Origin of the sequence: Micromonospora sp. NPDC092111 (genome assembly GCF_044755745.1) — a bacterium.
Classification (GTDB): Bacteria; Actinomycetota; Actinomycetes; order Mycobacteriales; family Micromonosporaceae; genus Micromonospora.
The window spans coordinates 68616-83701 of the sequence record NZ_JBIVRQ010000002.1 but is presented as its reverse complement, the minus strand read 5'-3'; the positions used below and the strand labels follow the sequence as shown (position 1 = coordinate 83701).

Annotated in this window: 26 protein-coding genes; all 26 read left to right on the top strand. The window is 68.8% G+C overall.

Annotated features, from left to right (window positions below):
- The first annotated feature begins 21 nt into the window (after positions 1-21).
- The 26 genes from rplV to rplQ all read left to right on the top strand — a co-directional run bounded on the left by rplV (position 22) and on the right by rplQ (position 15036).
- The gene (rplV, locus tag ACIQG9_RS06390) at positions 22-480 is read left to right on the top strand and encodes a 50S ribosomal protein L22 (protein ID WP_357106439.1); all 459 of its coding nucleotides are present in this window, start codon (positions 22-24) and stop codon (positions 478-480) included.
- The gene (gene rpsC / locus ACIQG9_RS06385; protein WP_400398871.1) at positions 480-1349 is read left to right on the top strand and encodes a 30S ribosomal protein S3; all 870 of its coding nucleotides are present in this window, start codon (positions 480-482) and stop codon (positions 1347-1349) included. Before rplV ends, rpsC begins: the two co-directional genes overlap by 1 nt.
- A gap of 3 nt (positions 1350-1352) precedes the next feature.
- Positions 1353-1778: a 50S ribosomal protein L16 gene (rplP, locus tag ACIQG9_RS06380; RefSeq protein ID WP_073834927.1), complete on the top strand. Its 426-nt coding sequence runs from the start codon at positions 1353-1355 to the stop codon at positions 1776-1778.
- Positions 1778-2014 carry a 50S ribosomal protein L29 gene (rpmC, locus tag ACIQG9_RS06375; RefSeq protein ID WP_013288628.1) on the top strand — a complete coding sequence of 79 codons (237 nt, stop codon included), beginning with the start codon at positions 1778-1780 and terminating at the stop codon, positions 2012-2014. The genes rplP and rpmC overlap by 1 nt, the downstream gene beginning before the upstream one ends.
- Entirely contained in the window at positions 2011-2289 is a 279-nt protein-coding gene (rpsQ, locus tag ACIQG9_RS06370) for a 30S ribosomal protein S17 (protein WP_400398870.1), read from the top strand. The genes rpmC and rpsQ overlap by 4 nt, the downstream gene beginning before the upstream one ends.
- Before the next feature lie 100 nt (positions 2290-2389).
- Complete coding sequence (rplN, locus tag ACIQG9_RS06365) at positions 2390-2758, top strand: 50S ribosomal protein L14 (RefSeq protein ID WP_007073026.1); 369 nt, start codon at positions 2390-2392, stop codon at positions 2756-2758.
- The gene (rplX, locus tag ACIQG9_RS06360; RefSeq protein WP_400398869.1) at positions 2755-3075 is read left to right on the top strand and encodes a 50S ribosomal protein L24; all 321 of its coding nucleotides are present in this window, start codon (positions 2755-2757) and stop codon (positions 3073-3075) included. Before rplN ends, rplX begins: the two co-directional genes overlap by 4 nt.
- Positions 3075-3644 (top strand): 50S ribosomal protein L5, encoded by a 570-nt coding sequence (rplE, locus tag ACIQG9_RS06355; protein ID WP_400398868.1) that lies wholly within the window; start codon positions 3075-3077, stop codon positions 3642-3644. Before rplX ends, rplE begins: the two co-directional genes overlap by 1 nt.
- A gap of 1 nt (position 3645) precedes the next feature.
- Positions 3646-3831, top strand: a complete 186-nt coding sequence (locus ACIQG9_RS06350; RefSeq protein WP_007073023.1) for a type Z 30S ribosomal protein S14 — start codon at positions 3646-3648, stop codon at positions 3829-3831.
- 95 nt (positions 3832-3926) lie between these two features.
- Complete coding sequence (gene rpsH / locus ACIQG9_RS06345; protein ID WP_161685893.1) at positions 3927-4334, top strand: 30S ribosomal protein S8; 408 nt, start codon at positions 3927-3929, stop codon at positions 4332-4334.
- A gap of 16 nt (positions 4335-4350) precedes the next feature.
- The gene (gene rplF, locus ACIQG9_RS06340) at positions 4351-4893 is read left to right on the top strand and encodes a 50S ribosomal protein L6 (RefSeq protein WP_400398867.1); all 543 of its coding nucleotides are present in this window, start codon (positions 4351-4353) and stop codon (positions 4891-4893) included.
- Positions 4890-5279, top strand: a complete 390-nt coding sequence (rplR, locus tag ACIQG9_RS06335; protein ID WP_088646997.1) for a 50S ribosomal protein L18 — start codon at positions 4890-4892, stop codon at positions 5277-5279. Before rplF ends, rplR begins: the two co-directional genes overlap by 4 nt.
- Before the next feature lie 33 nt (positions 5280-5312).
- The gene (gene rpsE, locus ACIQG9_RS06330; RefSeq protein ID WP_088646996.1) at positions 5313-5927 is read left to right on the top strand and encodes a 30S ribosomal protein S5; all 615 of its coding nucleotides are present in this window, start codon (positions 5313-5315) and stop codon (positions 5925-5927) included.
- Entirely contained in the window at positions 5927-6109 is a 183-nt protein-coding gene (gene rpmD / locus ACIQG9_RS06325) for a 50S ribosomal protein L30 (RefSeq protein ID WP_400398866.1), read from the top strand. Before rpsE ends, rpmD begins: the two co-directional genes overlap by 1 nt.
- The gene (rplO, locus tag ACIQG9_RS06320) at positions 6109-6552 is read left to right on the top strand and encodes a 50S ribosomal protein L15 (protein ID WP_400398865.1); all 444 of its coding nucleotides are present in this window, start codon (positions 6109-6111) and stop codon (positions 6550-6552) included. The genes rpmD and rplO overlap by 1 nt, the downstream gene beginning before the upstream one ends.
- A gap of 233 nt (positions 6553-6785) precedes the next feature.
- The gene (gene secY / locus ACIQG9_RS06315) at positions 6786-8114 is read left to right on the top strand and encodes a preprotein translocase subunit SecY (RefSeq protein ID WP_400398864.1); all 1329 of its coding nucleotides are present in this window, start codon (positions 6786-6788) and stop codon (positions 8112-8114) included.
- Complete coding sequence (locus ACIQG9_RS06310; RefSeq protein WP_400398863.1) at positions 8115-8768, top strand: adenylate kinase; 654 nt, start codon at positions 8115-8117, stop codon at positions 8766-8768.
- 95 nt (positions 8769-8863) lie between these two features.
- On the top strand, positions 8864-9715 hold the full coding sequence (map, locus tag ACIQG9_RS06305; protein ID WP_400398862.1) for a type I methionyl aminopeptidase: 852 nt from the start codon (positions 8864-8866) through the stop codon (positions 9713-9715).
- Between the two features lie 484 nt (positions 9716-10199).
- On the top strand, positions 10200-10802 hold the full coding sequence (locus ACIQG9_RS06300; protein WP_400398861.1) for a DUF1707 domain-containing protein: 603 nt from the start codon (positions 10200-10202) through the stop codon (positions 10800-10802).
- Between the two features lie 269 nt (positions 10803-11071).
- Positions 11072-11293 (top strand): translation initiation factor IF-1, encoded by a 222-nt coding sequence (gene infA, locus ACIQG9_RS06295; RefSeq protein WP_007073013.1) that lies wholly within the window; start codon positions 11072-11074, stop codon positions 11291-11293.
- A 95-nt stretch (positions 11294-11388) separates the two neighbouring features.
- The gene (rpmJ, locus tag ACIQG9_RS06290) at positions 11389-11502 is read left to right on the top strand and encodes a 50S ribosomal protein L36 (protein ID WP_012184307.1); all 114 of its coding nucleotides are present in this window, start codon (positions 11389-11391) and stop codon (positions 11500-11502) included.
- A 270-nt stretch (positions 11503-11772) separates the two neighbouring features.
- Positions 11773-12153: a 30S ribosomal protein S13 gene (rpsM, locus tag ACIQG9_RS06285; protein ID WP_400398860.1), complete on the top strand. Its 381-nt coding sequence runs from the start codon at positions 11773-11775 to the stop codon at positions 12151-12153.
- A 129-nt stretch (positions 12154-12282) separates the two neighbouring features.
- Positions 12283-12690, top strand: a complete 408-nt coding sequence (rpsK, locus tag ACIQG9_RS06280; protein WP_030329919.1) for a 30S ribosomal protein S11 — start codon at positions 12283-12285, stop codon at positions 12688-12690.
- Between the two features lie 14 nt (positions 12691-12704).
- Positions 12705-13331: a 30S ribosomal protein S4 gene (gene rpsD, locus ACIQG9_RS06275; protein ID WP_067301470.1), complete on the top strand. Its 627-nt coding sequence runs from the start codon at positions 12705-12707 to the stop codon at positions 13329-13331.
- A 96-nt stretch (positions 13332-13427) separates the two neighbouring features.
- Positions 13428-14450, top strand: coding sequence for a DNA-directed RNA polymerase subunit alpha (locus ACIQG9_RS06270; RefSeq protein WP_007073009.1), 1023 nt, complete (start codon positions 13428-13430; stop codon positions 14448-14450).
- Between the two features lie 34 nt (positions 14451-14484).
- The gene (gene rplQ / locus ACIQG9_RS06265; RefSeq protein WP_400398859.1) at positions 14485-15036 is read left to right on the top strand and encodes a 50S ribosomal protein L17; all 552 of its coding nucleotides are present in this window, start codon (positions 14485-14487) and stop codon (positions 15034-15036) included.
- Positions 15037-15086 lie beyond the last annotated feature (50 nt).

The following is a 15086-nucleotide window of genomic DNA, read 5'->3' as shown; positions in this document are numbered from 1 at the left end:
GAGGAACAAGGGGTTACAGCGATGCCAGGAAAGGGCGACGCTCCGGTGCTTCCGGGCGCGCGGGCGGTTGCGCGGCACGTGCGCATCTCGCCGATGAAGGCGCGCCGGGTGGTCAACCTCGTCCGCGGCCTGCCCGCGAAGGAGGCGCTCACGGTGCTGCAGTTCGCGCCGCAGGCTGCGAGCGAGCAGGTGTACAAGGTGCTCGCGAGCGCGATCGCCAACGCGGAGAACAACGAGCGGCTGGACCCCGATGCGCTGCTCGTCAGCGAGGCGTTCGTCGACGAGGGCCCGACCATGAAGCGGTTCCGGCCGCGGGCGCAGGGCCGGGCGTACCGGATCCGCAAGCGCACCTGCCACATCACCGTGGCGGTGGAGGCGGTCGCGCCGGCCGCGCCGAAGAAGTCCGCGGCGAAGAAGGCCGCCCCGGCGCAGCAGGCCGAGGCCGCTGAGACGGAGAGCAAGACGGAGGGCGCCGAGTAATGGGTCAGAAGGTTCACCCCACTGGATTCCGGCTCGGCATCTCGACCGACTGGAAGTCCCGCTGGTTCGCGGACAAGCTCTACAAGGACTACATCGGCGAGGATGTCAAGATCCGCCGGATGATGTCCAAGGGCCTCGAGCGCGCCGGTATCTCCAAGGTCGACATCGAGCGCACCCGGGACCGGGTCCGCGTGGACATCCACACCGCCCGGCCGGGCATCGTCATCGGCCGGAAGGGTGCGGAGGCCGACCGGATCCGCGGCGAGCTGGAGAAGCTCACCGGCAAGCAGGTGCAGCTCAACATCATCGAGGTGAAGAACCCCGAGTCGGACGCGCAGCTTGTCGCCCAGGGCGTCGCCGAGCAGCTCTCCAGCCGGGTCAGCTTCCGTCGGGCCATGCGCAAGTCCATGCAGTCGGCGATGAAGAACCCCGTCTGCAAGGGCATCCGGGTGCAGGTCTCGGGTCGTCTCGGCGGTGCCGAGATGAGCCGGACCGAGTTCTACCGCGAGGGCCGGGTTCCGCTGCACACGCTGCGGGCCAACATCGAGTACGGCTTCTTCGAGGCCCGTACCACCTTCGGCCGGATCGGCGTGAAGGTCTGGATCTACAAGGGCGACGCCGTCCCGGGCCGGGAGGCGCCGGCCGAGACCGGTCCGTCCCGCCCGCGCCGTGACCGCGGTGACCGGCCCGAGCGGCCGCGCCGTGGCCGGTCGGGTTCGTCCGGCACGACCGCCGGTGGCACCGAGGCCGGCCGGGCTGCCGCGACCACCATCGCGCAGCAGGCCGAGACGCCGAGTGGCGAGCCGATCGACAGCTCCGCTGTCGCCGCGGCCGCTTCTACTCCGGCAGAAACGCAGCAGGAGGGCTGACAGATGCTGATGCCGCGCAAGCCCCCGAAGGGCTTCCGCAAGCCGCACCACCCGGACCGCCACGGCGCGTCCAAGGGTGGTAACCGGGTGGTGTTCGGCGAGTTCGGGATCCAGGCTCTCGAGCCGGCGTACGTGACCAACCGCCAGATCGAGTCGGCGCGTATCGCGATGACCCGTCACATCAAGCGTGGCGGCAAGGTCTGGATCACGATCTTCCCGGACCAGGCCCTCACCAAGAAGCCGGCCGAAACCCGGATGGGTTCCGGTAAGGGCTCGCCCGAGTGGTGGGTCGCGAACGTCAAGCCGGGGCGGGTTCTCTTCGAGATGTCCTTCCCCAACGAGCAGATCGCGCGAGAGGCCATGCGTCGCGCGATCCACAAGCTCCCGATGAAGTGCCGCATTGTTACGCGCGAAGTGGGTGAATCCTGATGGCAGCGGGCGTCAAGCCTTCCGAGCTGCGTGAGCTCTCCGAGGAGGAGCTGGTCACGAAGCTGCGCGAGGCCAAGGCGGAGCTGTTCAACCTCCGCGTGCAGGCCGCGACCGGTCAGCTGGACAACAACCGGCGGCTGCAGGTCATCCGTCGGGAGATCGCCCGGATCTACACGATCATGCGTGAGCGCGAGCTGGGTCTCTCGGCCGCGCCGACTGAGGTGACTGCATCATGAGCGAGAACACCACCACCGCCGACACGCGGGCCCGCCGTAAGGTGCGTGAGGGCCTCGTGGTCAGCGACAAGATGGACAAGACCGTCGTGGTCGAGGTCGAGGACCGGGTCAAGCACGCGCTGTACGGCAAGATCATGCGCCGTACCCGCAAGCTGAAGGTGCACGACGAGCAGAACTCGGCCGGTATCGGCGACCGGGTCCTGATCATGGAGACCCGTCCGCTCTCCGCCACCAAGCGGTGGCGGATCGTGGAGATCCTCGAGAAGGCCAAGTAGCGAAGGCTCGAGCTCGGCCGGTTTCGGTCGGGCGCAGGTTCCGCCAGGCTCCGGCCGTCCGCGAGGGCGGCCGGAGAACCGGCAGACATAGGAGATAGACGTGATTCAGCAGGAGTCGCGACTGCGCGTCGCCGACAACACGGGTGCCCGGGAGATCCTGTGCATCCGCGTTCTCGGTGGCTCCGGTCGGCGCTACGCGAGCATCGGCGACGTCATCGTGGCCACCGTCAAGGACGCGATCCCGGGTGCCGGTGTGAAGAAGGGCGACGTCGTCAAGGCGGTCGTCGTCCGCACCGCCAAGGAGAAGCGGCGGCCGGACGGTTCGTACATCCGCTTCGACGAGAACGCTGCCGTCATCATCAAGGACGGTGGGGACCCGCGCGGTACCCGCATCTTCGGCCCGGTGGGTCGTGAGCTGCGGGACAAGCGGTTCATGAAGATCATTTCCCTCGCGCCGGAGGTGTTGTGACCGTGAAGGTCAAGAAGGGCGACACGGTCGTCGTCATCGCCGGCAAGGACAAGGGTGCCAAGGGCAAGGTCATCGCGGCCTACCCGCGGCAGGACAAGGTCCTGGTCGAGGGCGTGAACCGGGTCAAGAAGCACACCCGCATCAGCACCACCCAGCGTGGCGCCAAGACCGGTGGCATCGTCACCCAGGAAGCCGCGATCCACGTCTCGAACGTGCAGGTCCTGGACTCCGAAGGGAAGCCGACCCGGGTCGGTTACCGGATCGACGACAACGGCCAGAAGGTCCGCATCGCGCGTAGCACCGGTAAGGACCTGTGATGACCACGGCTACCGAAACCAAGACCATGCCGCGCCTCAAGGAGCGGTACCGCAACGAGATCGCGGCCAAGCTGCAGGAGCAGCACAGCTACGGCAACCCCATGCAGGTGCCGCGGCTGGTCAAGATCGTCGTCAACATGGGTGTCGGCGAGGCCGCTCGTGACGCCAAGCTGATCGACGGCGCGGTCCGCGACCTGGCCACGATCACCGGGCAGAAGCCTCAGGTGCGGCGGGCGACCAAGTCGATCGCGCAGTTCAAGCTGCGTGAGGGCATGCCGATCGGCGCGAAGGTCACCCTGCGCGGCGACCGGATGTGGGAGTTCCTGGACCGGCTGCTGTCGATCGCGCTGCCGCGTATCCGCGACTTCCGCGGCCTGGACGGGCGCAAGCTCGACGGGCACGGCAACTACACGTTCGGTCTGACCGAGCAGTCGGTGTTCCACGAGATCGACCAGGACCGGATCGATCGCCAGCGGGGCATGGACATCACGGTGGTCACGACCGCCACGACCGACGACGAGGGCCGGGCGCTGCTCAAGCTCCTGGGCTTCCCGTTCAAGGAGAACTGAGATGGCCAAGAAGGCGCTGATCCTCAAGGCGGCCGCGAAGCCGAAGTTCTCGGTTCGCGCGTACACCCGCTGCCAGCGGTGCGGGCGTCCGAAGGCGGTCTACCGCAAGTTCGGTCTCTGCCGGGTGTGCATCCGGGAGATGGCCCACCGCGGTGAGCTGCCCGGCGTGTCCAAGGCTTCCTGGTAATAGCCCGGCGCGCTTCGCGCGTCAGCTGAACTGTCTCTTCGCCGTAGGCCCCGGGCCGTGCCCGGGGAACCCCGGCGAGAAAGGTTGACGAATTCATGACGATGACCGACCCGATCGCAGACATGCTCACGCGTCTGCGTAACGCCAACCAGGCGTACCACGACCGGGTGACGATGCCCTACTCGAAGATCAAGGCGAACATCGCCGAGGTCCTCAAGACCGAGGGTTACATCGCCACCTGGTCGGTCGAGGAGCCCGAGGAGGGCGCCGTCGGCAAGCGACTGGTCGTCGAGCTGAAGTACGGCCAGAGCCGCGAGCGGAGCCTGGCCGGCATCAAGCGTGTGTCCAAGCCCGGTCTCCGGGTGTACGCCAAGTCGGACGGGCTCCCGCGGGTGCTCGGCGGGCTGGGCGTGGCGATCATTTCGACGTCCCAGGGGCTGCTCACCGACCGGCAGGCCCGCAAGCGGAGCGTTGGCGGGGAAGTCCTCGCCTTCGTCTGGTAACGGGAGACAGGTAGAAATGTCGCGTATTGGACGTAAGTCGATCCCGGTGCCTTCCGGCGTCGACGTCACCATCGACGGCCAGATCGTCAAGGTCAAGGGCCCGAAGGGCGAGCTGTCGCACACGCTCGCCGAGCCGATCACGGCGGAGCGCGCCGAGGACGGCCAGCTACACGTCAACCGGCCCAACGACGAGCGCAAGGCCAAGGAACTGCACGGCCTGAGCCGTACCCTGGTCGCCAACATGATCGTCGGGGTGACCGAGGGCTACCGTAAGAGCCTGGAGATCGCCGGCACCGGTTACCGCGTCACCGCCAAGGGCAAGGACCTGGAGTTCGCGCTCGGGTTCTCGCACCCGGTGCTGGTGCCCGCGCCGGACGGCATCACCTTCACGGTGGAGAAGCCGACGGTGTTCCACGTGGCCGGCATCGACAAGCAGCAGGTCGGTGAGGTCGCCGCCAACATCCGGAAGATCCGCCCGCCGGAGCCCTACAAGGGCAAGGGCGTCAAGTACCAGGGCGAGGTCATCCGCCGCAAGGCTGGAAAGGCAGGTAAGAAGTGAGCGCCACGCTGCTCAAGCGCCGCCGCGGCGTCGCCGCCAAGCGTGCCGTCGGGCGTGCGCGCCGGCACTTCCGGGTCCGCAAGAACGTCAGCGGCACCGCCGAGCGTCCTCGCCTCGTGGTCACCCGCTCGCTGCGGCACATCGTCGCCCAGATCGTGGACGACACCAAGGGTCACACCCTGGCGTCGGCCTCGACCCTGGACGCGTCGCTGCGTGGTGCGGAGGGCGACAAGAGCGCCCTGGCCGGCAAGGTCGGCAGCCTGCTCGCCGAGCGGGCCAAGGCCGCCGGCGTGTCCAAGGTCGTCTTCGACCGCGGTGGCAACCGGTACGCGGGGCGGGTCGCCGCGCTTGCCGACGCCGCCCGCGAAGCCGGGCTCGAGTTCTAGAAACCCCGTCACGAGAGATAAGGAAGGCTGCTGATGCCAGGTCAACAGCGCCGTGGCGGCGGGTCCGGTGGCAACGAGGGTGGTCGCCGCGACAACCGCCGTGAGGGCGGCCGCGGAAACGCGCCCGTCGAGAAGACCCCGCACCTTGAGCGGGTCGTCGCGATCAACCGCGTCGCCAAGGTCGTGAAGGGTGGTCGTCGCTTCAGCTTCACCGCCCTGGTGATCGTGGGCGACGGCGACGGCACGGTCGGCGTGGGCTACGGAAAGGCCAAGGAGGTGCCTGCGGCGATCGCCAAGGGTGTCGAGGAGGCCAAGAAGCACTTCTTCAAGGTGCCGCGGATCGGCCAGTCGATCCCGCACCCGATCCAGGGTGAGGCTGCCGCCGGCGTCGTGCTGCTCAAGCCGGCGTCCGCCGGTACCGGCGTCATCGCCGGTGGCCCGGTGCGTGCCGTGCTGGAGTGCGCGGGCATCCACGACGTGCTCTCCAAGAGCCTCGGCTCGTCCAACCCCATCAACATCGTGCACGCCACGGTGGCCGCGCTGAAGGGGCTCGAGTCCCCGGAGGCTGTCGCGGCCCGTCGTGGCCTGCCGGTCGAGGACGTCGCGCCGGCCGCCATGCTGGCGTCGCGGGCGGGGGTGGCGTCCTGATGGCACGCCTGAAGGTCACCCAGATCCGTTCCGAGATCGGGTCCAAGCACAACCAGCGGCACTCGCTGCGTTCGCTCGGCCTGAAGCGGATCAACGACGTGGTGGTCAAGGAGGACCGTCCCGAGATTCGGGGCATGATCTTCACGGTCAACCACCTCGTGAAGGTCGAGGAGGTCGAGTAATGACGATCAAGGTTCACCACCTGCGTCCGGCCCCGGGCGCCAAGACCGCGAAGACCCGGGTGGGTCGCGGTGAGGGCTCCAAGGGCAAGACCGCCGGTCGCGGTACCAAGGGCTCCAAGGCCCGCAAGAACATCTCAGCGGCGTTCGAGGGTGGGCAGATGCCCATCCACATGCGACTGCCGAAGATGAAGGGCTTCAAGAACAAGTTCAAGGTCGTCTTCCAGGTGGTCAACCTGGACCGGCTCGCTGAGCTGTTCCCGAACGGCGGCCAGGTCGGCCCGCTGGAGCTGGTCGAGGCCGGCGCGGTCCGCAAGGGCCAGCCGGTCAAGGTGCTCGGCACCGGCGATCTCGGCGGGGTGGCACTCCAGGTGTCGGCGCACGCGTTCAGTGCGTCGGCCAAGGAGAAGATCGCCGCCGCCGGTGGCTCCGTCACCGAGCTGTAAGTCAGGTACCCACGGCGCCCGCTCAGTTCTCTGTGACTGGGCGGGCGCCATGGTCTACCCGGGGCCTGTGCTCCGGGTAACATCGGATTCGGTTTATGTAGCCGGGCACATCTGCCCGGACGGGGATCGGGCTGTTAGAGTCCCTTCCCAGCCATGGATATCGGGCACTCGCCCGGCACCCACCCCGACCCGCCAGGGATCACCGGCGGCCCGCCTCGCGCAGGAGGAAGAAGTTGCTGTCCGCCTTTCTCAGTGCGTTCCGTACGCCTGACCTGCGCAAGAAGCTGCTGTTCACAGTAGGCATCATCGCGGTCTACCGGCTCGGCGCCACTCTGCCCAGCCCCGGCGTCTCGTACGGCAACGTGCAGAAGTGTCTCGACAGTCTGCAGGGCCAGAACACGGGCGTGCTCAACCTGCTAGACCTGTTCTCCGGCGGCGCGCTGCTGCAGCTCTCGGTCTTCGCGCTGGGCATCATGCCCTACATCACCGCGTCGATCATCCTGCAGCTGCTGACCGTGGTCATCCCCCGGCTGGAGCAGCTCCGCAAGGAGGGCCAGGCCGGCCAGGCGAAGATCACCCAGTACACCCGCTACCTGACCCTCGGCCTGGGCATCCTCCAGTCGTCGGCCTTCGTGGCGCTGGCCCGCTCCGGTCAGCTCTTCCAGAACCGGTGCGACCAGTTCCCGATCGTGCCCGAGGGCACCGGCATCCCGAACTGGCTGACGCTGGGCATCCTGGTCATGACGATGACCGCCGGCACCGGCATGGTGATGTGGCTCGGTGAGCTGATCACCGACCGCGGCGTCGGCAACGGCATGTCCGTCCTGATCTTCACCTCGATCGCGGCCCGGCTCCCCAGCGAGGGTTGGAAGATCAAGACCAACGAGGGCTGGCCGAAGTTCGCCCTGGTGATCGTGCTGGTCCTGCTGGTCATCACCGCGGTCTGCTTCATCGAGCAGGCGCAGCGCCGGATCCCGGTGCAGTACGCCAAGCGGATGATCGGCCGGCGGATGTACGGCGGCACCTCCACCTACATCCCGCTGAAGGTGAACCAGGCCGGTGTGATCCCGGTCATCTTCGCCTCGTCGCTGCTCTACCTGCCGCAGCTCGCGCTCCAGTTCTTCGACCAGACCAACCCGGGCAAGACCCAGGCCTGGATCCAGAACAACATCGTGCAGGCCGACTCGCCGCTGCACATCGTGATCTACTTCCTGTTGATCATCTTCTTCACGTACTTCTACGTGTCGATCACGTTCAACCCGACCGAGGTCGCGGACAACATGAAGAAGTACGGCGGCTTCGTGCCGGGCATCCGGCCCGGCAAGCCGACCGCCGACTACCTCGACTTCATCCTCAGCCGGATCACCCTTCCGGGCGCGCTCTACCTGGGCATCGTGGCGGTCCTGCCGAACTTCTTCTTCATCTGGCTGAACAGCCAGCAGTTCCAGAACTTCCCGTTCGGCGGCACCGCTGTGCTCATCATGGTCGGCGTCGGTCTGGAGACCGTGAAGCAGATCGAGAGCCAACTCATGCAGCGGAACTACGAAGGGTTCCTGCGGTAGATGCGACTCGTTCTGGTTGGCCCGCCGGGCGCGGGCAAGGGCACACAGGCGGAGTTCGTCGCCGCCCACCTCTCGGTGCCGAAGATCTCGACCGGTGACATCTTCCGGGCCAACGTCTCCCAGGGGACGCCCCTGGGGGTCGAGGCGAAGCGCTACATGGACGCCGGCAAGCTGGTCCCGGACGAGGTAACCATCAACATGGTCCGGGACCGGCTCGCCGAGCCGGACGCCGCCGAGGGGTTCCTGCTCGACGGCTTCCCGCGGACCACGCCGCAGGCCGCCGCGCTGGACAAGCTCCTTGCCGACCTGGGCACCGCACTGGACCTGGTGCTGGAGCTGGTGGTCGACGACGACGAGGTGATCCGGCGGCTCTCCGGCCGGCGTACCTGCCGGGGCTGCGGCAAGATCTGGCATGTCGAGTTCGACGCCACCACCCGGGAGGGCATCTGCGACCGGTGCGGGGCCGAGCTGTTCCAGCGGGACGACGACAAGCCGGAGACCATCGCGGCCCGGCTGCGGGAGTACGCCGAGAAGACCGCCCCGCTGGTCGACTACTACGGCGCCCAGAACAAGCTGGTCGGGATCGACGCCACCGGGCCGGTGGAGGACGTCACGGTCCGCGCCATCGACGCCTTGCGCTCGTACGGCGGGTGACCACCCGCCGGGATCCGGCGGATAGAGTGCGAACAGCGGGGTACGCGCGACGTGCCCCGCTGTTTCGCTGTTCGGCAACGAAAGGTGACCGCTCCATGCGTCGTCCCCAGCTGGACATCCAGCTGAAGACCCCTGACCAGATCGAGAAGATGCGGGCCGCCGGCCTGGTGGTCGCCGAGGCCCTGCGTCGGATGAGCGAGGCGGTCGCTCCCGGGGTGAGCACGGCCGACCTCGACGCGATCGCCGAGTCGACCATCCGGGCGGCGGGGGCGGTGCCGTCGTTCAAGGGCTACCACGGCTTCCCGGCCTCGATCTGTTCGTCGGTCAACGAGCAGGTGGTGCACGCGATCCCGGCACCCGAGCAGGTGCTCCACGACGGTGACCTGATCTCCATCGACTGTGGCGCGGTGCTGGACGGCTGGCACGGCGACGCGGCGGTCACCGTCGGGGTGGGCGAGGTCGATCCGGCGCTGCTGAAGATGGCCGCGGTCGCGGAGGACGCGATGTGGGCCGGTATCGCCGCCGCCGCGCGGGGTGCCGCCAGCGGCAGGGGACGGCTCACCGACATCTCCCACGCGGTGGAGACCGCGGTCCGCCGGGGCGGCCGGTACGGCATCGTCGACGGCTACGGCGGCCACGGCATCGGCACCGAGATGCACCAGGACCCGCACGTGCTCAACCACGGCCGCCCCGGCAAGGGCCCGCGCCTGGTGCCCGGCCTGGCGTTGGCGATCGAGCCGATGATCACCATGGGCTCACCGCGCACCGTGGAGTTGTCGGACGGCTGGACCGTGGTCACCCGGGACCGGTCGATGGCGGTGCACGTCGAGCACTCCATGGCGCTGCTGGAGGACGGGGTCTGGGTGCTGACCGCGTTCGACGGGGGACGGGCCCGCCTCGGCGACCTGGTCACCTCCCGGCAGCCGGCCGACTCACCGACCGCCTGAGTCGGCGCACCTACCGGCCTGCCGCACCTGCCGGCCCGCCGATCTGCCGGCCTCGCGGCAGGGGCGGGGCAGGCGGGCTGACTGGACGCCGCCTCGACCGGATCCGTCCGGCCGGCACCCCTCGCCGGAGCCACCCCTCGCCGGTTCCTGCCCGCCTGGGCCGGTCACGGCTCCTTTGGAGCTGATGTCGCAAACGATTCGGTGTGGCCGCCCTGCCCGAACGGGTCCGTGGAGTCGCCTGCAACTGCTCCTCGGTACGGGCGGAACCGGTCCACGGCGATCCTGCCGGCCTTCCCGGGCAGCGAACCGTCCGTCGTCCCGCAGGACGCCCACCGATCTGCCGACCCCGGCGAGGAACGCCGGACGCGGCTGGCTGCCGGAGACGCCCGCCCGCCCGGCCCGTACCGGGGGTCAGGGCGGCGTCGACGGGGCCGGCGGGAGGTCGGGGTCGGCGAGGTGGCGGGGCGGTGTCATGCTTGCCGGCATGGACGGGCGGGACCGGATGCGGGCGGCCGACACGGACCGGGAGACGACGGCGGAACGGCTCCGGGTCGCCCTGGAGGAGGGCCGGCTCGACCTGCACGAGTACGACGAGCGCCTGCAACAGACGTACGGGGCGAAGACCTACGCGGAGTTGGACGCCGTACTGGCGGATCTGCCCGGACCGGCTCCGGCCCAGCGGTCCGCCCTGACCCACCGGGAGCCCGCGCCCGCCCCGGCCGACCCGGCCGATCCGGGTCGGCCGCCGGTGACGGGGGCGCCGGTGAGCGGGGCGGTGGCCGTCGGCGGCGGTCCCGCCCGTCGGCTCGCCGAGGTGTGGGGTCCCTGGTTGCGGGTGGCGGCGATCCTCACCGCGATCTGGTTGATCTCCTCGCTGGGCAGTCGGGAGCTGTTGTTCTACTGGCCGCTCTGGGCGCTCGGCCCGTGGGGCGTCGTGCTGCTGTTCCGTACGGCGGGCGGGTTCGCCGCCGGTGCGCCCGGCCGGGACGTCGACCGCTGGGACCGCCGTCGGGCGGGACGTGAGGTGCGGCGGCGCCAGCGGTGGGAGCGCCACCGGACGCACCGGACCCGGCGGCGCGGGCGGTAGGGGTCCGTCGATCCTGAGCGGCCCTCGGAGCCGCGCCGGCGGACCGGGTGTCCGTTTTTCTCCAGTCGGGTGACGCCACGGGTGGCCGGTTTGGCGACCGCCCGCAGGCGGGCGTACACTTTCAGATCGGCGCACAGCGTCCACTCCGGCATGCCCACCCGCGCTTCGGTGGGAGTCGGAGCCGCGGCTGGCTCGGGCCTCCGATCATGGACGCCCGTGTAAGACGTTGTGGGCCGTCCGGAGTAACCGACGTCAGGACAGCGGAGGACATGCCGAAAAAAGACGGAGCCATCGAGATCGAGGGTCGGGTCATCGAGCCCCTGCCGAACGCCATGTTCCGGGTGGAGCTCGCGAACGGTCACAAGGTGCTGGCTCACATCAGCGGCAAGATGCGGCAGCACTACATCCGCATCCTGCCGGAGGACCGGGTCGTCGTCGAACTCTCGCCGTACGACCTGACCCGCGGGCGCATCGTCTACCGCTACAAGTAAGCCTGACGACGGCCGGGACGTCCCCGTGTCCGTCTTCGACGTCCGGAGTCGCGCTGAACCGCGTGTCGCCGGGCCAGATGGGAAGTAAGGCAACCGTGAAGGTCAAGCCGAGCGTCAAGAGGATCTGCAACAAGTGCCGGGTTATCCGCCGGCACGGCCGGGTCATGGTCATCTGCACCGACCCGCGCCACAAGCAGCGCCAGGGCTGATTCGTTCCCGCCGTCCGTGTCGAACGGAGGGCGGGCGACCGGCCCGGGTCGCGTAGATCCGACGACAACACGTCACCAGCTCGTCCCAGCCGCGGACCGTACGCAATGCGTACTTTCTCGTGGCCAACCCCCGGTCGGAGGCCGGGGCCCGCTCGGGCAGCGGCCGATCCCGGTCGCCGGCGCGCATCGCGTCGGAAGGACGGGAGACGTCGGTAGCGGGGTGGGACGGGTCCACACCTCCGTCACACATCACGAGGAGTACGCCCGCACATGGCACGTCTAGTCGGCGTGGATCTCCCCCGCGAAAAGCGGTTGGAGATCGCGCTCACCTACATCTTCGGGGTCGGTCGCACCCGCGCCCTGGAGACGCTCGCCGCCACCGGCATCTCGCCGGACAAGCGCGCTCGGGACCTCACGGACGAGGAGCTGGTCCAGCTCCGCGACCACATCGAGGGCAACTACAAGGTTGAAGGTGACCTGCGCCGCGAGGTCGCCGCGGACATCCGCCGCAAGGTCGAGATCGGCTGCTACGCCGGCATCCGGCACCGCCGGGGCCTGCCCGTGCGTGGCCAGCGGACCCGGACCAACGCCCGGACCCGGAAGGGCCCGAAGCGGACCGTCGCCGGCAAGAAGAAGCCCGGCAAGAAGTAGTTCTTAAACCGGAATTCTGGTCGTTCGCCGCCGAGGTAGGCCAGGCTCCAACCGGAACCGGTGTCTACGTAACCAACGGCGCGAAGAGCCAGCAGCCGATCGAGAACCCATACAGGAGCGCACAGACTTATGCCACCGAAGGCTCGTGCCGGAGCCGCTGTCAAGAAGGTCCGGCGCAAGGAACGCAAGAACGTCGCCCACGGGCAGGCGCACATCAAGAGCACCTTCAACAACACCATCGTGTCCATCACGGACCCGACCGGTGCGGTCATCTCCTGGGCCTCCGCCGGCCAGGTGGGCTTCAAGGGCTCCCGCAAGTCGACCCCGTTCGCCGCGCAGCTCGCCGCAGAGGCCGCCGCGCGTCGGGCGATGGAGCACGGCATGCGCAAGGTCGACGTGTTCGTCAAGGGCCCCGGCTCCGGCCGGGAGACCGCCATCCGCTCGCTGCAGGCCGTCGGGCTGGAGGTCGGCCAGATCGCCGACGTCACCCCGCAGCCGCACAACGGGTGCCGTCCGCCGAAGCGTCGTCGGGTCTGAGAGGTTAGAGAGAGATGGCTCGTTACACCGGTGCTGACTGCCGCCGTTGCCGGCGGGAGAAGATGAAGCTGTTCCTCAAGGGCAGCAAGTGCGATGGTCCGAAGTGCCCGTTCGAGTCCCGGCCGTTCCCGCCCGGGCAGCACGGCCGCGGCCGCACGAAGGAGACGGAGTACCTGCTCCAGCTCCGTGAGAAGCAGAAGGCCCGCCGCGTGTACGGCGTGCTGGAGAAGCAGTTCCGCGGTTACTACGAGGAGGCCGTGGCCAAGCAGGCCAAGACCGGTGAGGTCCTCCTGCAGATCCTCGAGTCGCGGCTGGACAACGTGGTCTACCGGGCCGGCTACGCGCACTCGCGTGACATGGCCCGTCAGCTCGTCAAGCACGGTCACTTCACGGTGAACGGCAAGAAGGTCGACATCCCGTCGTACCGCGTCAAGGAGCACGACATCATCGAGGTCCGGGGCAAGAGCAAGGAGCTCACCCCGTTCATCGTGGCGCAGGCTCAGGCCGGCTCGAAGACGGTTCCGGCGTGGCTGGAGGCGATCCCGAGCCAGATGAAGGTTCTGGTGCACTCGCTCCCGGCCCGCCAGGTGATCGACACCCAGGTCCAGGAGCAGTTGATCGTCGAGCTCTACTCCAAGTAAGGGCTCGTTGCGGTGGCCCGCCCTCCGGGGCGGGCCACCGGAACAGTTTGTGTCGTGGGCGTCATATAGCGGGCGTCCCGGAAGAGAAGAGAAGAAATGCTCATCAGCCAGCGACCGTCTCTCTCCGAAGAGTCGATCAACGAGACCCGTTCCCGGTTCACCATCGAGCCGCTGGAGCCCGGCTTCGGCTACACCCTGGGCAACTCGCTGCGGCGTACGCTGCTGTCGTCCATCCCAGGTGCCGCGGTCACCTCGATCAAGATCGACGGTGTGCTGCACGAGTTCACCACGATCCCCGGGGTCAAGGAGGACGTGGTCGAGCTCGTCATGAACATCAAGGAGCTCTGCGTCAGCTCCGAGCACGACGAGCCGGTCAGCATGTACCTGCGCAAGCAGGGCCCGGGCGACGTGACGGCGGGCGACATCCAGCCCCCGGCCGGCGTGTCGGTGCACAACCCCGACCTCAAGCTCGCCACCCTCAACGGCAAGGGCCGGCTCGACATGGAGCTGACCGTCGAGCGGGGTCGCGGCTACGTGACGGCGGCGCAGAACAAGCAGGCCGGCGCCGAGATCGGCCGGATCCCGGTCGACTCGATCTACTCGCCGGTGCTGAAGGTGACGTACCGCGTCGAGGCGACCCGCGTCGAGCAGCGGACCGACTTCGACCGGCTGATCATCGACGTCGAGACCAAGCCGTCGATGGGTCCGCGTACCGCGCTGGCCTCCGCCGGTTCGACGCTGGTGGAGCTCTTCGGCCTGGCCCGGGAGCTGGACGAGACCGCCGAGGGCATCGACATCGGGCCGTCCCCGCAGGACGCCCAGCTCGCGGCGGACCTGGCCCTGCCGATCGAGGAGCTGGACCTCACCGTCCGCTCCTACAACTGCCTCAAGCGCGAGGGCATCAACTCCGTTGGTGAGCTGATCGGGCGCACCGAGGCCGACCTCCTCGACATCCGGAATTTCGGTCAGAAGTCGATCGACGAGGTCAAGATGAAGCTCGCCGGGATGGGTCTGGGGCTGAAGGACTCGGCCCCGAACTTCGACCCGGCGCACGTCGTGGATGCCTTCGGCGAGGCCGACTACGACACCGACGACTACCGCGAGACCGAGCAGCTCTAGTCCGCGCTGCCGCCACACCTGAGGAGCACCAAGCATGCCCACGCCCACCAAGGGCCCCCGCCTCGGCGGCAGCCCCGCGCACGAGCGGCTGATGCTGGCCAACCTGGCCACCGCGCTGTTCCAGCACGGCAAGATCCAGACCACCGAGACGAAGGCCCGGCGGCTGCGTCCGCTGGCCGAGCAGCTCATCACCAAGGCCAAGCGCGGTGACCTCGCGTCCCGCCGGCGGGTGCTGGGCGTCGTCAAGGACAAGGACGTGGTCTACTCCCTGTTCGACCAGATCGCGCCCCGGTACGCCAACCGCAACGGTGGCTACACCCGGATCGTGAAGACCGGTCCGCGCAAGGGTGACGCCGCTCCGATGGCGATCATCGAGCTGGTCGAGGAGCTTCAGGTCGCCGAGCCCAAGGCGAACAAGAAGACCGCCGCCCGCAAGGCCGCCCAGCAGGACAAGGTCGAGGCGCTGGCCCCGACCGAGGAGACCCCGGCCCCGGCCGACCAGGACTCCGCGGCGCCGGTCTCGGCGTCCGGTGACACCGCCGCCGCCCGCGAGGACAGCGACGAGGCCACCGAGAACAAGGCCTGAGCACAGGCAGCATCGTCGGGCCCGGCATCCCTTCCTGGGGTGCCGGGCCC

Coding starts and splice junctions, on each gene's coding strand:
- rpsK (WP_030329919.1), top strand. CDS start 12,283: ATGCCACCGAAGGCTCGTGCCGGAGCCGCTGTCAAGAAGGTCCGGCGC.
- rplE (WP_400398868.1), top strand. CDS start 3,075: ATGACCACGGCTACCGAAACCAAGACCATGCCGCGCCTCAAGGAGCGG.
- rpmC (WP_013288628.1), top strand. CDS start 1,778: ATGGCAGCGGGCGTCAAGCCTTCCGAGCTGCGTGAGCTCTCCGAGGAG.
- rpsC (WP_400398871.1), top strand. CDS start 480: ATGGGTCAGAAGGTTCACCCCACTGGATTCCGGCTCGGCATCTCGACC.
- rplQ (WP_400398859.1), top strand. CDS start 14,485: ATGCCCACGCCCACCAAGGGCCCCCGCCTCGGCGGCAGCCCCGCGCAC.
- rpsE (WP_088646996.1), top strand. CDS start 5,313: ATGCCAGGTCAACAGCGCCGTGGCGGCGGGTCCGGTGGCAACGAGGGT.
- ACIQG9_RS06300 (WP_400398861.1), top strand. CDS start 10,200: ATGGACGGGCGGGACCGGATGCGGGCGGCCGACACGGACCGGGAGACG.
- rplV (WP_357106439.1), top strand. CDS start 22: ATGCCAGGAAAGGGCGACGCTCCGGTGCTTCCGGGCGCGCGGGCGGTT.
- rpmD (WP_400398866.1), top strand. CDS start 5,927: ATGGCACGCCTGAAGGTCACCCAGATCCGTTCCGAGATCGGGTCCAAG.
- rplP (WP_073834927.1), top strand. CDS start 1,353: ATGCTGATGCCGCGCAAGCCCCCGAAGGGCTTCCGCAAGCCGCACCAC.
- rplO (WP_400398865.1), top strand. CDS start 6,109: ATGACGATCAAGGTTCACCACCTGCGTCCGGCCCCGGGCGCCAAGACC.
- infA (WP_007073013.1), top strand. CDS start 11,072: ATGCCGAAAAAAGACGGAGCCATCGAGATCGAGGGTCGGGTCATCGAG.
- rpsH (WP_161685893.1), top strand. CDS start 3,927: ATGACGATGACCGACCCGATCGCAGACATGCTCACGCGTCTGCGTAAC.
- ACIQG9_RS06350 (WP_007073023.1), top strand. CDS start 3,646: ATGGCCAAGAAGGCGCTGATCCTCAAGGCGGCCGCGAAGCCGAAGTTC.
- map (WP_400398862.1), top strand. CDS start 8,864: ATGCGTCGTCCCCAGCTGGACATCCAGCTGAAGACCCCTGACCAGATC.
- rpsD (WP_067301470.1), top strand. CDS start 12,705: ATGGCTCGTTACACCGGTGCTGACTGCCGCCGTTGCCGGCGGGAGAAG.
- ACIQG9_RS06310 (WP_400398863.1), top strand. CDS start 8,115: ATGCGACTCGTTCTGGTTGGCCCGCCGGGCGCGGGCAAGGGCACACAG.
- rpsQ (WP_400398870.1), top strand. CDS start 2,011: ATGAGCGAGAACACCACCACCGCCGACACGCGGGCCCGCCGTAAGGTG.
- ACIQG9_RS06270 (WP_007073009.1), top strand. CDS start 13,428: ATGCTCATCAGCCAGCGACCGTCTCTCTCCGAAGAGTCGATCAACGAG.
- rplF (WP_400398867.1), top strand. CDS start 4,351: ATGTCGCGTATTGGACGTAAGTCGATCCCGGTGCCTTCCGGCGTCGAC.
- rpsM (WP_400398860.1), top strand. CDS start 11,773: ATGGCACGTCTAGTCGGCGTGGATCTCCCCCGCGAAAAGCGGTTGGAG.